Annotated in this window: 12 protein-coding genes and 2 tRNA genes; 2 read left to right on the top strand and 12 right to left on the bottom strand. The window is 52.2% G+C overall.

Annotation, left to right across the window (positions count from 1 at the left end; genetic code table 11):
* Positions 1 to 10: 10 nt before the first annotated feature.
* The 3 genes from purC to dapA all read right to left on the bottom strand — a co-directional run bounded on the left by purC (position 11) and on the right by dapA (position 2,719).
* Positions 11 to 727: a phosphoribosylaminoimidazolesuccinocarboxamide synthase gene (gene purC, locus ACT3R7_RS01430; RefSeq protein ID WP_496198727.1), complete on the bottom strand. Its 717-nt coding sequence runs from the start codon at positions 725 to 727 to the stop codon at positions 11 to 13.
* 30 nt (positions 728 to 757) lie between these two features.
* Positions 758 to 1,741 carry an outer membrane protein assembly factor BamC gene (gene bamC / locus ACT3R7_RS01425; protein WP_496198726.1) on the bottom strand — a complete coding sequence of 328 codons (984 nt, stop codon included), beginning with the start codon at positions 1,739 to 1,741 and terminating at the stop codon, positions 758 to 760.
* A gap of 93 nt (positions 1,742 to 1,834) precedes the next feature.
* A complete protein-coding gene (gene dapA, locus ACT3R7_RS01420) occupies positions 1,835 to 2,719 on the bottom strand; it encodes a 4-hydroxy-tetrahydrodipicolinate synthase (RefSeq protein ID WP_018916287.1) in 885 nt (294 codons plus the stop codon).
* Between the two features lie 250 nt (positions 2,720 to 2,969).
* Between dapA and ACT3R7_RS01415 the strand changes: the two genes are divergently transcribed.
* The gene (locus tag ACT3R7_RS01415; protein WP_192539570.1) at positions 2,970 to 3,449 is read left to right on the top strand and encodes a peroxiredoxin; all 480 of its coding nucleotides are present in this window, start codon (positions 2,970 to 2,972) and stop codon (positions 3,447 to 3,449) included.
* Positions 3,450 to 3,577: 128 nt separating this feature from the next.
* Here the strand turns inward: ACT3R7_RS01415 and ACT3R7_RS01410 are convergent, their stop codons facing one another.
* Positions 3,578 to 4,675 carry an AI-2E family transporter gene (locus ACT3R7_RS01410; protein ID WP_192539569.1) on the bottom strand — a complete coding sequence of 366 codons (1,098 nt, stop codon included), beginning with the start codon at positions 4,673 to 4,675 and terminating at the stop codon, positions 3,578 to 3,580.
* The gene (locus tag ACT3R7_RS01405) at positions 4,672 to 4,935 is read right to left on the bottom strand and encodes a sulfurtransferase TusA family protein (protein WP_192539568.1); all 264 of its coding nucleotides are present in this window, start codon (positions 4,933 to 4,935) and stop codon (positions 4,672 to 4,674) included. Before ACT3R7_RS01405 ends, ACT3R7_RS01410 begins: the two co-directional genes overlap by 4 nt.
* Before the next feature lie 154 nt (positions 4,936 to 5,089).
* Between ACT3R7_RS01405 and ACT3R7_RS01400 the strand changes: the two genes are divergently transcribed.
* A complete protein-coding gene (locus tag ACT3R7_RS01400) occupies positions 5,090 to 6,550 on the top strand; it encodes a M48 family metalloprotease (protein WP_193092333.1) in 1,461 nt (486 codons plus the stop codon).
* 94 nt (positions 6,551 to 6,644) lie between these two features.
* Here the strand turns inward: ACT3R7_RS01400 and nadA are convergent, their stop codons facing one another.
* The 7 genes from nadA to ACT3R7_RS01365 form a co-directional block, all read right to left on the bottom strand.
* Positions 6,645 to 7,673 (bottom strand): quinolinate synthase NadA, encoded by a 1,029-nt coding sequence (gene nadA / locus ACT3R7_RS01395; RefSeq protein ID WP_193092332.1) that lies wholly within the window; start codon positions 7,671 to 7,673, stop codon positions 6,645 to 6,647.
* Between the two features lie 355 nt (positions 7,674 to 8,028).
* A tRNA-Lys gene (locus tag ACT3R7_RS01390) sits at positions 8,029 to 8,104 on the bottom strand.
* A 76-nt stretch (positions 8,105 to 8,180) separates the two neighbouring features.
* Positions 8,181 to 8,256 (bottom strand) — tRNA-Lys (locus ACT3R7_RS01385).
* A 53-nt stretch (positions 8,257 to 8,309) separates the two neighbouring features.
* Complete coding sequence (locus tag ACT3R7_RS01380; RefSeq protein ID WP_192539565.1) at positions 8,310 to 9,548, bottom strand: HlyD family type I secretion periplasmic adaptor subunit; 1,239 nt, start codon at positions 9,546 to 9,548, stop codon at positions 8,310 to 8,312.
* Between the two features lie 70 nt (positions 9,549 to 9,618).
* A complete protein-coding gene (locus tag ACT3R7_RS01375) occupies positions 9,619 to 11,859 on the bottom strand; it encodes a type I secretion system permease/ATPase (RefSeq protein WP_193092331.1) in 2,241 nt (746 codons plus the stop codon).
* On the bottom strand, positions 11,856 to 13,286 hold the full coding sequence (locus ACT3R7_RS01370; RefSeq protein WP_226940227.1) for a TolC family outer membrane protein: 1,431 nt from the start codon (positions 13,284 to 13,286) through the stop codon (positions 11,856 to 11,858). Before ACT3R7_RS01370 ends, ACT3R7_RS01375 begins: the two co-directional genes overlap by 4 nt.
* A gap of 1,055 nt (positions 13,287 to 14,341) precedes the next feature.
* On the bottom strand, positions 14,342 to 18,209 hold a 3,868-nt coding region (locus ACT3R7_RS01365), incomplete at its 5' end, for a hypothetical protein (RefSeq protein ID WP_496198725.1).

Raw genomic sequence — 18,209 nt, 5'->3', positions numbered from 1 at the left:
ATGCGCTACGTTAAGCGGGAAACGTGATGCCCAGACGGCGGCCTACTTCTTCGTAGGCTTCGATCACACCGCCCAAACCTTGGCGGAAACGGTCTTTGTCGAGCTTCTCGCGGGTATTGGCATCCCACAGGCGGCAACCATCCGGGGAGAACTCATCGCCCAGCACCAATTCGCCTTTGAACACGCCAAACTCAAGCTTGTAGTCCACCAGCAGCATATCGCCTTCGGCAAACAGCTGTTTTAACACGTGGTTAACCTTGAAGGTCAGCGTTTTCATCTTGCCAAGCTGCTCAGGCGTTGCCCAGCCAAAGGTTTCAGCCAGCGACTCGTTGATCATCGGGTCGCCCTTATCGTCATTCTTCAAGAACAGCTCAAAGGTAGGCGGCGTAAGCGCGATACCTTCTTCAATGCCCAAACGCTTTACCAGTCCGCCGGCGGCAATGTTACGGACCACGCATTCGACCGGAATCATCTGCATTTTTTTAACCAGGCTCTCGTTGGGAGAGAGCTGTTTTTCAAAATGCGTAGGGATACCGGCCTCTTGCAAGCGCTCCATGATAAACGCGTTGAAGATGTTATTGACCATCCCCTTACGGGCCAGAGCTTCTTTCTTCTTGCCATCAAAAGCGCTGGTGTCATCACGAAACTGCAGCACCAGCAGGTCCGGATCATCGGTGGTATATACAGATTTTGCCTTACCGGCATAAAGTTCTTGGCGCTTTTCCATGACAGCTCCGAAAGGGATCAAATAAACAGATTAACGTAAATAGCCAGCAACACGTTCTAACAGCTCACGCTGGTCATCGGGACTAAACCCGCGCTCGCTGGCATTGACCGCACGCAGGATGGTCTGGTTACCATCGGGCTGCAGAACAAGGCGTATCTCTTGAGACATCCGGCGCACATCGGCACTAAAGACTATCTGTAGCGGATTACGATCGCGCTCGGTAGCCGTCATGTACTCGACCAGGAACTCATAGTTTTCAGGATTGGTGGCCAACAGGTTGCGCTGCCCTTCCTGAGTGAAATCCAGGGCCAGATAGTGGTTAAGCTCAGCCCATACGCGCTCCACCGGCTGAGGAATGGCGACTTCCCATTCATCGCCTTCCTGACGGATCTGTAACGTTTGCTGGTGGTTCAAGCGCTGCGCGTTCCACGAGGACGCCACGCTTTGCGATGCACTGCGCGCGCCTAGAAACTCCTCCAGGGCGTCCAGGCAGCTCGTCATGGTCTGGCCACCACGTTCACAGCGCACTTCACTACTGCCGGAACGCATGGCGCTTTGCAGACGCAGGTCCGCCTGGGACGTTACAATCACCCCTTGGGAAACATCGCTTTGCTGTACGCCAAGCTGGCGACTGCGGGCAAAACTTTCCAACTGCGGCCAGACGGCGCCGGTGTCAGCAGCCACTACCAGCCAACTTTGGTTACCCGCTTGGCGCCGCTCAACGTATTCAGGCTCCAAACCGCTACCCATGGCCAGCGACTGAGGCGGGCGGATTTCTGCGGCCTCATCAATGCGTGCGCCCTGCATGGCTGCCTGAGGAACCGGCAACGCATCCTGATAGCGCTGAGCATTACGAGTCTCTGGCAGCACTAAGGGAGGTGCCGGAGCGGCTTTGGTGTAGTCCAGGTTGCGGTCGTGGTAATAACCATCACGCGCGCACCCAGCTAGAGTGACAGCCGTTACGAGTGCCAGCGGTATCCATTTAAGCGCACGTTTTTCAAGCACAGAGCTCATCAAGCCACCTTAACAGTCAACAGAGCAGCTACCCGGCACACCATTGGGTGCGCCAAGTAGCCATAGTATCGCGCCGGGTGTGATAAAAGAGCATTACTCCTCGATCACGCCCGCCAGTTGCATCGCTTCACTCACAGTGGCGTGGTACTTCTCAGACAGCCACGTCAACGGCAAACGAATTCCTGCATCCATATACCCCATGCGATTGAGCGCCCATTTTACCGGGATAGGGTTCGACTCAATGCCCAGATTGGTATGCAGAGGCATCAAGCGGGTATTAATTTGGTGAGCTTTATCCGCATCGCCAGCAACGGCCGCCGCACACAAATCATGCATCGCTTTGGGAGCCACGTTTGCCGTTACTGAAATATCGCCATGCCCGCCCATCAGCATAAAATCACACGCGGTCGCATCGTCGCCGGAGTACAGCATAAAGTCGCTGCCCTTCAAGCGAGAGATTAGATCTTCCGCACGCTCAAGGTTCCCTGTGGCATCTTTTAGGCCAATAATATTGTCAACAGCAGCCAGGCGCACCACGGTCTCGTTGTACAAGTCAGAGCAGGTACGGCCCGGTACGTTGTACATAATGACCGGTAGCTTGCTGCCTTCGGCCACTGCTTTAAAGTGCTGATACAAGCCTTCCTGGGTCGGCTTGTTGTAGTAAGGGCATACCGACAAGCAGTAGTCAGCCCCCACTTCGCTTGCGTAACGAGCAAGCTCAACCGCCTCAGATGTGGCATTGGCGCCCGTACCGGCAATTACCGGGATACGCCCATTAACCTCTTCAACGACGCTGCGGATCACATCAAAGTGTTCAGCAAACGACATCGTCGTAGGTTCGCCCGTGGTACCGGCGGCAACGATGCCATCGGTGCCATTTTCAAGGTGGAAATTTACCAGACGACGAAGCGCCTCCCAGTCGATGTCGCCATTGACTTTCATCGGCGTCGCCAGGGCGACGATGCTGCCTGTGATCATCCGTTTATTCCTCACCTGCAAAGTTATGAAATCAAACCCAATATGGACAACAAGACAAAGCGCCGAATGCTATCTTGAGCAGCATGACGACCGCCCTTTTGGGCCTACAGGGGTAAATGGTACTCAGGCGACTCGACCCTGTACAGCGCAAACCGTAGTGAGTTTGCGTGATATGCCCCTCCCACCTTTGACATGCTGGCTAAGGTTGCGTGTAATCAGCCTGATAAGTGACTAATGATGAGGAGTTTGCATGAGCATTGAACTAGGCCAATCTGTCCCCGATTTTTCGGCCAGCGCCACCGGCGATACAACGGTGACACTATCGCAACTACGCGGTAAGCAGGTCGTTATTTATTTCTATCCGAAAGCCAGCACACCGGGCTGCACGACTGAGGGCGGCGACTTCCGGGATAATAAAAATGCGTTTGATACCGCCAATACCGTTATTCTAGGTGTTTCGCGCGATGGCCTGCGCGCCCAAGAAAACTTTAAAACCAAGCAGGACTTTAACTTTGCGCTGATTTCCGACAAAGACGAAACGCTCTGCACCCTGTTTGACGTGATCAAGCTGAAAAAAATGTACGGCAAGGAGCATTTAGGCATCGAGCGCAGCACTTTTCTGATTGATGCAGACGGCAATCTTGCCAACGAATGGCGTGGCGTTAAAGTCCCGGGCCACGTCGCTGAAGTATTGACAGCCGCGCAAGCGCTGCACGCCAGCCGCTCATAAAAACGCCCGCCCGGTTTTATAACTGGGCGGGCGAAAGCGGATGCTCAAAGCAATTCATGCGGCTGAAAACGGCACTGTATCTGTTGACCTAAGAAAGCTTTTAGCCGAAGAAACAGCCGCGCGTTTGCTTAAGAGTCTACCTGAATAACGCTATCGGCCCCCTCCTGCTTATGAATACCGCGCGGCCAGGCATAAATCAGTGCTTTTAACAGCGTCGCCAGCGGAATGGCGAAAAACACTCCCCAAAAGCCCCAGATACCGCCAAAGAAAAGCACGGCGACAATAATTGAAACGGGATGAATGTTGTTGGTTTCAGAGAAAAGCACTGGTGATAGTACGTTTCCATCCAAGGCTTGAATGATCCCATACGCAATCAAAACGTATGCAAATTGATCACTTAACCCAAAATAAAAACCGGCGACCGCCGCGACCGGCAGGGTTGCCACCGCCGCACCGATAAAAGGCACCAATACCGAAAACCCCACCAAAACAGCCAGCAGCGCCGTATAAGGCAGGCCAAAAAAGGTAAAGGTAAAAAACGCCACCGTCCCCACAATCATAATCTCGATGAATTTACCGCGAATATAGTTAGCGATCTGATGGTCCATCTCTTTCCAGATCCGCGTTAATAATGCGCGCTTTTGTGGCAACAGAGAAAGGGTAAACCCGACCAGCACCTCGCGGTCTTTAAGCATAAAGAAGACCAAAATAGGCACCAATACCAGATAAATGATTAACGACATAACGTTGCCCAGCGAGGCTAGCGATAGCGTCAAGGCGCGCTGACCTAACTGACTAATCTCACGGCTCGCCACGCCTATCCAGCTTTGCATTTGATCCGGGGTAATCAAGTTGGGGTAGCGTGCCTGCATTTCATCCAGCCACACTTGGCCACTTGCGAACATGCGCGGTGTTTCTTGCACAAGCCCCACCAGCTGATTCCAAATGAGCGGCATTAAGATAAACGCCAGCGCCAGCAAGACGCTCACAAAAGCAAGGAAGATGGTAATAACGGCCAATAAATGCGGCACGCCCCGCCGAGTTAATGCACTCACGACACCTTGGAGTAGAAAAGCCACGATCAGTGCGGTAAAGAAGGGAGCCAGCATGCGCCCAAACCAAATAATGGCGGCAAAACCAGCGACCAATATCAATAATAAAACGAGTGCTTCTTCATCGGAAAAATAGCGCTCAACCCAACTTTTAAAAATGGTACGCATGGTCATGAGCGGGCATCTCCCGCTTTGCGTATCCAGAAAAAGTACGTTTCATGGCACTGCTCTCGCGCTTCCATGGCATGATTACTCTGGTCAGCAAAGGAGACCATATCGCGCCAGGAGCCTGCATCAGTGGCGCGCACTTCTAACACTTGTCCGGCAACCATCCCGGCCAGCGCCTGTTTTGTTTTGAGTAACGGTAACGGGCAAGGCAGCCCACACGCATCAAGCACTACGTCTGGTTGACAACGCGTTAATGGTTCAGACATACCAACTCCTCAAAATGCCTGCATGATCACGACATTGTTGCATAAACTGTTTACTTTGCGATGATCATTGACCATTTGATTTAACGGCACTTCACTGCACCATTCAATGTCACAGTGGTAAATGCTGCGCTTTATTATAATGAACGAGGATGCCATGCCGCACCTACGGAACGCTTACCCACGCTGGATTTGCGCGCTTGCTATTGCTTGCAGCATCAGCATGTCGAGCCCGCCAAGCTACGCACTTAATGACTATCATTTGCCAACGCTTGGCGGTGTCGCATCATCGGCAAGCAGTGAAGAGTTTCGCCTGGGGCGGGCATGGTTGCGTCAATTTCGCGCCCAGGCACCGCAATGGCAAGATCCGATCGTCAATGACTACCTGGATAGCCTAGTGGCACGCCTTGTGCCCTATAGCCAGTTAGGCAGCTTACAGACCACAACGGTAATGGTCGATAACCGGTCGCTCAATGCGTTCGCAGTACCCGGAGGCGTGATCGGTATCAATTCGGGGCTTTTTGCCTTCGCCGAAGATGAAGGCGCTTTCGTTTCGGTGATTGCGCACGAATTAGGCCACTTATCGCAGCGCCATTATGCCCGAGGAAGCGCCAGGGCTGAGCAAACACAGCTACCCGCCATGGCCGCCATGCTGGCGGGTATGCTGGTGGCGGCAAGCGGTGGTGGCGATGCGGGTATAGCGGCCGCTATGGGCTCTCAGGCGGCACTGATCCAAGACCAGCTCACCTATTCCCGACGCTATGAACAAGAAGCCGACCATATTGGCTTACAGGCGATGGCAGATGCCGGCTATGACCCTGAAGCGATGGTACGCATGTTCTCCGCCATGCAAAGAATGGCGCGCCTACAGGGCGGCACGCCGCCCGAATTCCTGCTCACACACCCCGTGTCGGATAGCCGTTTAAGTGATGCTCAAGCACGCGCCTCTCAGTTGAGCGTCGCCAATGCCTATACCAGCGACACGCTTTACGACATGATGCGCGCACGCGCCCTGCTGAGCATTTACAGCAACTCGCCACACCAGGCAACCTCGCACCTTACCCAGGCAGGCGCTGAGGAGCCCGCAAGACGCTATCTAGAAGCGTTGATCAGGGGACGAAACGGGCAAACTGACAGCGCCCTGCAAGCGCTTGACCAACTGGCTGCCGAACTACCCGACTACGCCATGCTGCCCGCCTCTGCCGCGAGTATTGCGCTTGAAGCCCAACGCTATGACGAGGCAATTACGCGCAGCCAGCGCTTATTGAGGATAATGCCCGCTTATCTCCCTGCTCAATTAACCCTGGCCGAAGCCCAGTTACAGCGTGATCCTGAGGCGGCTTATCAGCTACTCAACAATATTACCGCGCGGCATCCTGATAGCCCACAAGGGTTTAACCTGCTTGCCGAGGCGGCAGGACGGAGTGGGCATGGTAGCTGGGGGCATTTAGCACGCGCCGAGCAGCTACAGCTGACCGGGCGGGTTGATCAAGGCATACGCCAGCTGTCGATTGCCCGCGACGCTGCCGAACGTGAAAGCAACCAACAGGCACTTGCTCGCATTGAGCAGCGCCGCGAAGCGTTCATTGAGTATCGCCAAGCGTTGGAAGATTTCTAAGACAACATCTACGTAAACGCCTCATGCTAAAAGCGCCCGACTGCGTAGGCCGTCAGGCGCTTTTTTTGAATAGCGCAATGCTAAGTCAGCCTGATCAGGCGTTGAAATTGAGCATCCGTTCTAATGGCTTAAGCGCACGCTGACGCAGCGATGCATCCACATGGATTTCTCCGCTGCCGTGGCGCAAAGCCCCCGCCAGATTGTCCAATTCATTCATCGCCATCCACGGGCAGTGCGCGCAGCTTCGGCACGTAGCGCCATTACCCGCCGTAGGCGCCTCGAACAGTACCTTGTCGGGAACAGCCTGCTGCATCTTGAAAAAAATGCCCCGATCAGTGGCCACAATAAGCTTATTGTTGGGCAACGCTTGCGCAGCCTTAATTAATTGCGACGTCGACCCGGCAACATCGGCCATATTAACGACCGAGTCAGGCGATTCAGGGTGGACCAGCACAGCTGCATCAGGGTAAAGACGCTTTAAGTCTTCAATGCCTTTTGCCTTAAACTCTTCATGCACAATGCAGGCACCGTCCCACATCAGCATGTCAGCACCGGTTTTTTTCTGAATATAGCCGCCCAAGTGCTTATCAGGCGCCCAAAGAATTTTTTCACCCTTAGCCTGCAGATGCTCGATAACCTCAACCGCAATGGATGAAGTCACTACCCAGTCAGCGCGCGCTTTTACCGCCGCCGATGTGTTGGCATACACCACCACGGTTCGATCGGGATTCGCATCGCAAAAGGCGCTGAACTCATCTACCGGACAGCCAATATCCAGCGAGCAAGTTGCCTCAAGCGTGGGCATGAGTACGCGTTTTTCGGGCGAAAGAATTTTGGCTGTTTCCCCCATGAAGCGTACGCCAGCAACGACCAGCGTTGTGGCATCATGCCGGGCGCCAAAGCGCGCCATTTCCAGGGAGTCTGCCACACAGCCGCCCGTTTCCTCGGCCAACTGTTGAATAGCATCATCGGTATAGTAATGCGCGACAAGCACCGCATTATGCGCTTGCAATAGCTGCTTTATTTCAGCAACGCGCGCTTGGTCTTCCGCGGGGATACGAGTGGGGCAATACGGGCTTGGGAGCGGAGCATCTAGCTCAGCTTGAGAAGTCATAATAGTCATCGTGTCTACCACTGTGACGAACAGGGAATCCCCCTGTTAAACACCAGGCGCGGTTTGTGTAATCCACACATCCCGCTCGCGATTGCAACGGGCCGCTGCGTCTCTCGCGGTGGCCCACTGCGCTACTAGCTCTAACTATTTCTGTTGTTAACCAATCCTGAGCCTAACGGACTCTACCGCTAATAAGAGCAGCCTCTAAATATAGCCTATCGTTTAACGACTTTCGATCACCAATGACACTCTCTTAAGCCGGACTTTACGCTGCATTAGCAGTAGCAACCTGAGAGATGGCATAGCGGCAAAATAGACGCATAGCAAAACGCCCCTGGTAGCAAGCTACCAGGGGCGTTGAATTTGGTGGGTCGTGTAGGATTCGAACCTACGACCAATTGATTAAAAGTCAACTGCTCTACCAACTGAGCTAACGACCCAAATTATTGCTTACCTAACTTTTACAACATTCTTTTTGCAACATTGCCGCTTAAAACGGCGGTCTCTTCATTCGAATGGTGGGTCGTGTAGGATTCGAACCTACGACCAATTGATTAAAAGTCAACTGCTCTACCAACTGAGCTAACGACCCCCTCGAACGGATGCATATACTATAGATATGCCTTATCTATAGCAAGGGGTTTTTTATCTTTCTCTCAGCGCTTCACGTGCATGATTGATCGGCTTAATCAGATAATCAAAAATAGATTTATTGCCGGTACGGATATCGACCGTGGCAATCATGCCTGGAACGATAGGGAAGCGGGTTCCCACATCATTCACCAACGCATCGCTTTCGGTAAGAATAAATACGCGGTAGTAATACACTTCCGGCTGAACCTCGTCCTGAATGGTATCAGGTGAGATCAGCACCACTTCCCCATCAAGCCCGCCATAGGTTGTGTAATCATAAGCGGTTATTTTTACACTCGCTGGCTGGCCCGGATGAATGAATGCAATATCCCGAGGAGAAATCCGCGCCTCGATACGCAACTGATCGTCCAGCGGCACAATTTCCATAATCCGTCCATTGGGGGGGATAACCCCGCCGGTGGTGGTGACCTCAATATCTTTTACGATACCTCTGACGGGCGAGCGCAGCGTTAACCGCGTCAGTGTGTCTGAACGGCCCCTAATAACTGATGAAAGCGCCTCCACCTCGGCCTGGGCCTTGGATAGCTCCTCGCGGGCTAAAATCATATATTCGGAGCGAATTTCCGTTGCCTGGAGCTGCAGTTCGGTCGCTTGTCGGCGTAACCGCAATACTTCTACATTACTGGCAGCACCTATTTCAAGCAGTGATTGGGTAAGGTTTAGCTCTTGCTGTACCAAGCGTAATGAGTCGTTAACACCATTCAGCGACATCTCAAGGCCATTACGGCGCGTCTGATAGAGTAACGTCTCCATCGCCGTTAACGCAGGGTAATCTTCAAGGGTGTCGGGGAAACTTAGTGGCGTGTCATTAACTTCGGCCTCAAGCCTTGCCACACTTGCCAAGGCCGCTCGGTAGCGGGCCGCACTTTCGTTAACGTTGGACTCTGTCTGGGTCGGGTCAAGCTGGGCAAGTATCTGTCCTGGCTCGACAATATCGCCTTCTCTTACACGCAATTCGGCTAAGATCCCGCCCTCCAAGGACTGAACAACCTGCTCTCGGGAGGTTGGAATAACCCGCCCGCTGCCGGTAGAAACCTCAACGACGGTAGCAAAATAGGACCATCCAATAAATACAGCTATCACCAGAAAGAAAAACCAGATCACCCGCGTGGAGCGAACAATAGCCGCATCATCAATCTCAGTGTTATAGCGACGGCTATCTTCCTCATAATCCAGCAAAGGCAGATCGTTAGAGGCACTTTTCGAACCACTTAGCGTCTTATTGGCCATAACGACAACTCCCCATACCGGTCATTGCGATTGTCTTAATCATGCCTACCCCTCAGCTATAGTGCTGCGGCTAATTGGTTCGCGCTGCTTGGGCTGGTTTTTTCGATAGTTTGGCAAGGATCTCGCTTTTCGTACCATCCATCACAACCTGGCCGTTATCGACCACAACGATACGCTCAACCAAATTAAGAACACTCATGCGGTGGGTCGCGACGATAAAGGTTTTGCCTGGAAGCCAAGCATTTAGCTGTTGAAGAAAGCGCTTCTCAGTCGTCTCATCCAGGGAGGCCGTTGGCTCATCCAGTAGCACCACGGTCGGCTGACGTACGATGAGACGTGACAGTAATAGGGATTGACGTTGCCCGCCAGAAAGACCAGTTCCACCCTCTAGAATGACGTGTTCAAGGCCATCGGGAAGTTTGCGGATAAACTCATTGGCACCGCTGATGTCGAGCGCGTCCAGCAGCTCCTGATCCGTTGCGTTCGGTGCACCCAGCGCCAGGTTGTCACGGATGGTTCCATGAAATAACCGAGAGTTCTGGCTTAGCAACCCCACATCACGGCGCACATCGGCAGGATCAATATGCACAAGGCTAAGACCATCCAAAAGCACTTCACCCGCCTGTGGCTCTAAGAGCCCGGAGCAAGCCTGAAGTAGCGTGGACTTACCCGCGCCGTTTCGTCCCAAAATGGCAATACGTTCACCAGCAGCAATACTTAGCTTCTTTACTTGCAGCGAAGGCGTCCGATCTTCACTGGCATACTTGAATGCTGCCTGAGTGAATTGATAACTTCCCCGAATGGAAGCCCGGTGAACACGCTTGGTATCTTCAGGGTTATCGACGGGGCGCTCCATAATCTGATTAAGACTCTCGGTCGCCACTTTTGCCTGCTGCCACTTACTCAGCACCTGAGTAATCTGCGTCATCGGGGCCATCATACGCGAGGCTAAAATTGACGCTGCCACCAAGGAACCGGTAGTGAGATCGCCCGCCATCACCATCGGCGCCCCAAAGAAAACCACGGTGGCGAACACTCCGGTCTGCACCGTCTGACTCCAGACGCTCAATGAGTTGGTAACGTAACGAAGCCGCAGGTTCATATCGGCAGTGACCGCATTGTAGTGATTCCACTGGTTTTGGAACCGTGGCTCCGCCTGCAATGTTTTAATATCTTCCATGCCCTGAACGGTTTCTACGAGCATGGCGCTGCGTAATGAGGACTCACGCATGGAGTCGTTCGCCAGGCTGCGTAACTTGCGCTGCACCAGCAGCCCAGGAATGATCATCAGCACAACGGCCCCGATAGGTACTAATACCAACGAGCCCGCGATATACCAGAATACAAAACAGAAAAGGATAAAGAACGGCATATCCGCGAATGCCGTAACCGTTGTGGAAGTAAGCAACTCGCGCACGTACTCCAGCTCACGGATTTGTGAAATAAAGGTACCTGTCGACTTGGGTCTTGCGGTATTACGTATTCTTAGCGCATGACCAAAAACACGATCAGATGCCCGCATATCCGCGCGTTTTCCCAGAAGATCTGTAATTCTTACCCGGGATCGACGCAATATAAAATCGAATAGCAGTGCCAGCAGCACCCCACTAAATAGCACGTAGAGCGTGGGCATCGATTCCGCCGGAATAACCCGGTCATAGACCTGCCGCGAAAAGATAATGCCTGCTAACGCCAGCGTATTGGCAATGAGCGAGGCCAGCATCACATGACCATAAGGTTTTAAATCCCTTAAGATGATCTTGCGCAGCCAGTTCTTTTCATAGGGCTTGATATAGTCATCTACCCTGGCATCAGGGATGGATTTTGCAGGGCGCAGGATGACCGCGACCGTTACATGTTGCACAAGCTCTTCGCGACTCAAAGAGCTTTTCATTCCTTGGTCACTGCTATATACAATGCCCACATTGCCGTCACTATCGACCGTTTCAACGACGGCAATTTGGCCATCACTAAACTGTACGACCAGTGGCAAACGCCAAGGCGTCAATTCTTTCACGTTAAGCTGGCTGGTTTTAAGCGTCATACCAAGTTGGCGCGCAATACTCCTCAGCACTTCGCCAATCGGTTTGTCCTGCCGCCATGAGGCCGTTAAGCGAACATTTTCAGCCGAATATTCCAGCCGATAATGTTTGGCCACTATCAACATGGCCTCAATCCAACTTGCATAATAATGGCTAGCTTCAAACTCAGTGGCTATTTCATCATGAGCGCTACCCTCTTCTAAAGCAGAGGCTTTTGAAGCCGGTTTATTTAGCTCGTTGTTATGCTGGCTATCCTTATCATCACTCATGGCGAAACGCTAACTCCTTGTACCATGGAATCTTCTAAACCAAACGCGTCACGAATATCGGCAGAACTGTAGAGACAGTCGATTTGTAAGCGGTATAAATCGTAACGGGTGTTTTCCTGGTCAAAGCGGGACTGATGAATCTCCTGTTCGGCATTCAGCAGGTCTAGCAAGGAGCGTGTCCCAAGCGATAAGTATTGCTGGCGATATAATTGCTGGGTATCGCGGATACTACGTGCCCGGGCATCCAATGTAACAAGACGCAGACCAAAGCTGGCGGTTTGCTCTTTGGCTTCACGTAAGCTGCGTGAAAGCGACAGATAGGCGGCATCTTTAGCTGCCTGAGAGGCTTGCAAGCTATAGTCGGCCGCCCGACGGCGAGCGCTCGTAGCGCCTCCCTGATATAAGTTGCTGGATAAATTAACCCGCATGATGACCTCGGTATCATCTTCCGCCACATCCCGGTTCAAGAACTGATTAAGGTCAGCGTCAAGCGATACCGTTGGGAAAAATGAGGCCTGAGTTTGGGCAATGATAGCGCGAGCCTCCGCCTGCTCGGCTTCTGCCACCATCAGTTCGGGCACATTATCAAAATCTTCAGAGGCTAAAGCACATGACTGGGTCAGCGGCTCTGGAAAGTTACGATTAATAGTGACGGGGCCGTTAGCACCGACTAACGTGCGTACCGTATTTTGCCATGTCAGTAGCTGGGCTTCTATTTGAAGCTCTGTCGCTTCAGCCGCCTCTACACGTGACTGAGCCTGAATTTCATCGGAGCGCGTACTTGCCCCAAGCTCTGAACGTCTGGCTGCAAGCTTTTGGATATCCGTTAAACCTGCGATTTGCTCACGTGCAATATCCAGCAGTGCCTGATAGCGCTGAACCTCGATGGCCGCCTGAGCGGCGTCTCTTGCCAGTTGATCCATTGCGAGCCAGACCCTCGCTTGATCGCGGTTAACACCAAAGCTGGCGGCATCCACCTGACTAGAAACACGTCCAAAGTCATACAGCATTTGTGAGGCAGATACCGTCACCGCATCTTCAGACCGCCCTGTAGAGCTGCGGCGCTCGGTTGTAATACCGGCACTCACCTGCGGATAGTAGCCAGACCTCGCCACGCTTACCTGCTCGCCCTGTTGGTATAAACGACCTAATGCTTCACCAATAGTCGGATGCCAGGCGATCGTTCTCTGTACCGCTTCAAGAATGCTCATTCCCTCTTGATCGGTCGCGGATGATGGCGTTGAAGAAGCAGCGATGACAGAAGCCGCCGAACTCACAGCAGGCAACTCATTAGCACTTTCCAAAGCGCTATGCACTGGCGGGTTACGCTGAAACTCTATTGCGATAGGTCGAGCCTCTTCAGCTAGCCTGTTATTTTGGCTATCTGTCGCTGACAAAGCCGTTTCTGAAGTCACTGACTCAGGCATTATCGGCTCTGGCGCTATGTCTGAGACTGCGGCCTCGCGTACGGGAGCATTTATCTCCCCAACATCAGCGTCTGGCACTAATGGCCGGCGAGAGCTTGTTTGAATATCCTGCGCTAATCTACTTTCCGATCGCTGAGCGCCTAGGTTTTGTTGCGGTTCGGATAAACGCACGTTGGTGGGTATAGCCGTTCTCGTCGCCGCCCGCAGACCCGCCGCTTCGCTCTCTTGCGGAGCTCCGCCATACCCATTCTGGCTGGCATTCACTGGTTGAGGGGAGGGGGTGACAGCACTACCGCCTGACGAGCGAGTCCCCGATCGAACAATGTTAACTAAACCATCTGATGACGATGAAGGCTGAGAAGTCGCCTGAACAACCGATGGCTGATAGCGAGTTTGACCTTCCACACTTTTATTATCGTCTGACAACCCCGTTATTGGATTAGCACGGCTAGTAGAAATAGGCAGGTTTTCGGAGCGAGCACTATCGCCGGGGACCGAAGAGCTTTGTATTACAGGGCGATGCTGAGAAGTGATCGGAGCATCCGATAGCCCAACAATTCCATGGGCAAGAACATGCGTTGACTGAACGCCTAAAACAATACTCCCTGTCAAAAAAGAAGCGATACATGAACGTAGCATTTTCTTCTTTTTCATGCGTTCCCCAATATACTGTAAAACATAATTTTTTTAGTAAAAACTTCTTATAATTGCAGCATAAATTAATTCATTACGCACTTAAATACATACAACCAAAGTAGAATGCAGAGGGAATAATTTTCATTATTTTTCTTTAAAAAAGCAGTTAAAACCTACTGCTTATAATCTTCATCTTCCGTGTTTTTATTTTCAAATCAAACGTTTTTTGCGTACCCTACAAAATAAGAGAAAGTCTGTAGATTTTATCAGTCTAAAAAGCATACGCCTAACGACAGGAATTTCATAAGCGACATTATGAATAGGCAAATCTAACAAATAACTGATTAGAATATTCATAAAAAAACCGGGCCTTTCGGCCCGGCGCTAGGAGGTAGCAAGCGCTATCTAGATTGATTTCTTTATAACACCTGGTTCTGTTCAAGCTCACTATTAAGTCGGCTAACTTCCAAAGCGCTAGTGTCAGAGAAGTTATCAACTACCTCGACAGGTTCGACTAAAGTCTCCTCGCTATCGCTATTAATGGCATAGATCGTTTCTCCATTGTTTTCCAGCGCAACTTCTTCTATAAGAATATCGAAGTCAGTATCACTAAAGAGATCCTCATTCGGCTCCTGCAACAAGTCACCGATAGTGTTGGCATCGAATACTGACTCTACACCCTCAGACTCATCTGCAACGTTATCCAGATCAAACCCAGCGATACTGAAGCTTTCATCGCCTTCAATGCTAAACGAGGCTAGAGATACTGGATCATCGTCTGAGGCAATAGAGGTTAATGACAATCCACCAAAAAGCCCTCCACCAATGCTGCCAATGAGATCACCAATACCGCCTAAAAGACCGCTTAAACCCAAGCTTCCGATTAAACCATTTTCACCCAGCAGCCCTTCGACCAGATTTCCCACGGTGCTTTCGTCTACAACACCATTCAGGACTCCGTCCTCTTCAAGTAAAGTTCCTACAATACCATTGACTAGGCCGCCATCCCCTGTCAGTCCATCTACTAAAATCTGGTCATCCATATCCCCCAGCGCTCCACCAGATTGCAAGAGACCTTCAAGCAAACCATCAGTTCCTATCAAATCTGCCAGCAAGCCCTCGCCCTGCTCAGGAGTCAGTGTGGCATCGGTCGATGCCAATATACTTGTTAAGAGTCCACCCGGCCCTACGATGGGTGAGAGTACGCTGGAAAGTAGCCCATCATTGCCGAGCCAGTTTTCTTGGTCTGTACTGTCCACTAGGCCGCCCAACAAGCCGTCATCTCCTAATAGGGTGTTAAGCGTTTCAGTGACTAGTCCATTCTCACCCAAGAGGCTATCAAGAAGGCCTTCAGTACCTCCTTCCACCGGGTCGCTCAATGCCACGCCACTATTTACCAGTCCGGCTAAAAGGCCACTTTCGCCTAGAAGTCCATTGACCAATCCGGTCAGTAGTCCTTCATTGTCGGGGATGCTTCCAGGCAGACTACTAAGCAATCCATTCTGACCAAGCAGCGTATCCAGCAGGTTACTGACCTGACCTTCGCTGCCCAGTTCGCTATCGCTGAGTATTCCCTCACCGCCCACTAGTGTACCTAGCAGATTAGCGACTACACCGCTTTCTCCTAGCAGTCCTTCCAGCAACTCACCTTCATTAAGCTGGCCACCCAATGGCCCACCATCACCTAGCAAACCAGCCAGCATTCCATCTGAGCTCAGTAAGTTATTGACAAGGTTTGTTTGTAGCTCCGCATCTACTGATACATCAATGAGCAATCCGCTTATAAGACCAGTCGGTCCTACCAGCGTATCCAGCAGGTTACCCACTAAGCCTTCTTCACCAAGCAGGCCATCCGCACCACCCAGTAGATCTTCACTGGTCAGATCTCCTAAGAGGCCGCCGCCCACCAGGGTACCAACCAGTCCATTCACTAACCCGTCGTTACCCAGCAGTCCATCGAGTAACTGGCTATCTTCCAAGCCTTGGCCGCCAAGCAGCCCAGCCACCAGACCGTTTTCACCCAGTAGGCCATCCAGTAGACCGGTGACTTGCTCACCGTCCACCGGCGTGGTGGTGAGTAAGCCACTCAGCAGGCCGTTCGGGCCCGCCACGGTATCCAGCAGACTGCCCACTAGACCCTGCTCACCCAGTAAGCCACCTTCGCCGCCCAACAGGTCGCCTTCGGTCAGGTTACCCAGCAGACCATTCTCGCTTACCACCGTATCGAGCAGGTTAGCAACAACGCCGTCGTTACCCAACAGGCCATCAAGCAGACCTTCGTCACCTTCACCCAGCAGGCCTTCCAGCACCCCACCGGTACCGATCAGACCCGACAGCAGGCCACCTTGGCCTAGCAAACCGTCGAGCAGGTCGTTCAGCAAGTCACCTTCCAACGCCTCGTTACCCAGCAGGTCGGCCAGCAGCCCCTGTTCGCCCAGCAGCGGCTGTAGCAGGGTACTCAATAGCTCACTGCCCTCGGGGTCACCTTCCAGCAGGCCGCTAAGAACGCCTTCCTCGCCTAGCAAGGTTTCCAGCAGGTTACCGACGATGCCGTCATTCCCCAATAACGCCCCGAGCGCTTCCTCCTCACCTAACAGATTACCTAGCGGGCTGTTGGCTCCTAGTAGACCAGCCAATAGGCCGTCTGGCCCAAGCAGGTTGGCAAGAAGATCCGTTTGTAGCTCAAGGTCAACCACAGCTGTAAGGGATAGGCCTGCCAGTAATCCATTAGGTCCCAAGATGGTATCAAGCAGATTATTGACAAAGCCTGACTCGCCCACGAGGCCTTCTTCGCCTATCAAACCTTCAAGTAAGCCGCCGTTACCCAGTAAACTATTTACCAATCCTGCAAGCAGCCCTTCTTCATCCAATAGACCATTCAACAAGTCGGTATCTTCAAGCACGCCACCCAAGGGACCATCCGTTCCCAGGAGATTAGCCAGCAATCCTTCTTCGCCCAGCAACCCTTCCAACAGACCATTAACTTGGCTGTCATTGAGTGACAAATCACCAATCAGATTGGTTAGCAGGCCGCCTTCGCCAACAAGGCTTTCCAGCAGCGATCCAAGAGGGCCTTCAGCCCCAAGCAACTTATCTGCAAGCTGTCCACCAGCCCCTTCAGTCCCCAGAAGCTGCGTTAAAACTCCTTCAGCCCCTACTAGCGAGCCTAGAAGTTGGTCAACGCCCCCCCCTTCATTTAGAAGGTCTGGGAACAGTTCATCGTCAAGCAGTTGACCCAGATTTAGACCAAGGCTCTCAGTCAAATCAGTTAAGGAGGTTTCTAATTCGTCAATAACGCCACCCAGCACACCTTGAGAGCCCACAAGGGCAGTGAGCAATCCCGCTTCATCCAACAAGCCTTCCATTGCTCCATTCTTTAACAGGCCGCCGAGTACACCGCCTTCGCTGCCAAAGAGGCCAGAAAGCAGACCATCTAAGATCCCTTGATCATTTAACAATGCGCTTAAAAGATTATTAAGATCGCTTCCGTCGGCCAGGAGCCCACCTACCAACCCATCATCAGCAAGTAACAATCCGACGAGCCCATTTTCAACAAGCAGGTTACCAATAGTGCCATTTTCAGCTAGCAAGCCGCCTATTAAGCCCTGTTCGGCTAGCGTTCCACCAATCAGACTGCCATCGCCCAATATCGTCTCTAGGAGGCTATCAAGCTGACCACTCTCTCCTAGCAAATTCTCAAGCGTTGTCCCTAACCCCAGGCCAACCAGCAGACCGCCCAGCAAACCGTCCTGCAACAGGGTAATTACGCCATCCGTTATAAAATCAACCTGCAGGTCTAATGCATCTAAAACATCTTGGGTTAGCGCTTCTCCAATCAACGGGCCAAGGACATTACCTAAACTATCGGTTGCCCCAGCAAACAAATTATCAAATTCATCAAGACCATTAGGGTCGTCAGGGTCAAATTCGAAGCCTAGTAGTGGCCCGAGCGCGTCATTAAGACTCGAAGTCAAGGCGTCGGTATCTATAACCAAATCGCTTAATACGCCCTCGTCCAAGTTTAGGAGTCCTTCAAGACCAGGCAGCAGGGCGCCTAGCAATACCTGAGATGGATCTAGCAAACCATCTCCGCCATCCAAATCACTATCAATAATGACGGCACCCAGCGAGCCAAGGTCACTGGTATTACCGGCAGCATCCGTCTGGCGAGCGATCACATCGCCCGCCGCATAGTCGCCATCGGGAAGCCCAAAACTCTCACCAACGCCCTCGACCCAGGTATCGCCACCATCAAGGGAGTATTCCCACGTAGCGTCGGGTTCGAGA

This window comes from Halomonas sp. AOP43-A1-21 (genome assembly GCF_052376775.1).
Classification (GTDB): domain Bacteria; phylum Pseudomonadota; class Gammaproteobacteria; order Pseudomonadales; family Halomonadaceae; genus Vreelandella; species Vreelandella colorata.
This window is presented reverse-complemented; position numbering and strand designations above follow the sequence as displayed.

What these genes read in the sequence shown, in the direction of transcription:
- ACT3R7_RS01375 (WP_193092331.1), bottom strand. Translation starts at nt 11,859, where the DNA reads ATGAGTGATGATAAGGATAGCCAGCATAACAACGAGCTAAATAAACCG.
- ACT3R7_RS01415 (WP_192539570.1), top strand. Translation starts at nt 2,970, where the DNA reads ATGAGCATTGAACTAGGCCAATCTGTCCCCGATTTTTCGGCCAGCGCC.
- bamC (WP_496198726.1), bottom strand. Translation starts at nt 1,741, where the DNA reads ATGAGCTCTGTGCTTGAAAAACGTGCGCTTAAATGGATACCGCTGGCA.
- ACT3R7_RS01400 (WP_193092333.1), top strand. Translation starts at nt 5,090, where the DNA reads ATGCCGCACCTACGGAACGCTTACCCACGCTGGATTTGCGCGCTTGCT.
- dapA (WP_018916287.1), bottom strand. Translation starts at nt 2,719, where the DNA reads ATGATCACAGGCAGCATCGTCGCCCTGGCGACGCCGATGAAAGTCAAT.
- ACT3R7_RS01410 (WP_192539569.1), bottom strand. Translation starts at nt 4,675, where the DNA reads ATGACCATGCGTACCATTTTTAAAAGTTGGGTTGAGCGCTATTTTTCC.
- ACT3R7_RS01405 (WP_192539568.1), bottom strand. Translation starts at nt 4,935, where the DNA reads ATGTCTGAACCATTAACGCGTTGTCAACCAGACGTAGTGCTTGATGCG.
- ACT3R7_RS01370 (WP_226940227.1), bottom strand. Translation starts at nt 13,286, where the DNA reads ATGCCTGAGTCAGTGACTTCAGAAACGGCTTTGTCAGCGACAGATAGC.
- nadA (WP_193092332.1), bottom strand. Translation starts at nt 7,673, where the DNA reads ATGACTATTATGACTTCTCAAGCTGAGCTAGATGCTCCGCTCCCAAGC.
- ACT3R7_RS01380 (WP_192539565.1), bottom strand. Translation starts at nt 9,548, where the DNA reads ATGGCCAATAAGACGCTAAGTGGTTCGAAAAGTGCCTCTAACGATCTG.
- purC (WP_496198727.1), bottom strand. Translation starts at nt 727, where the DNA reads ATGGAAAAGCGCCAAGAACTTTATGCCGGTAAGGCAAAATCTGTATAT.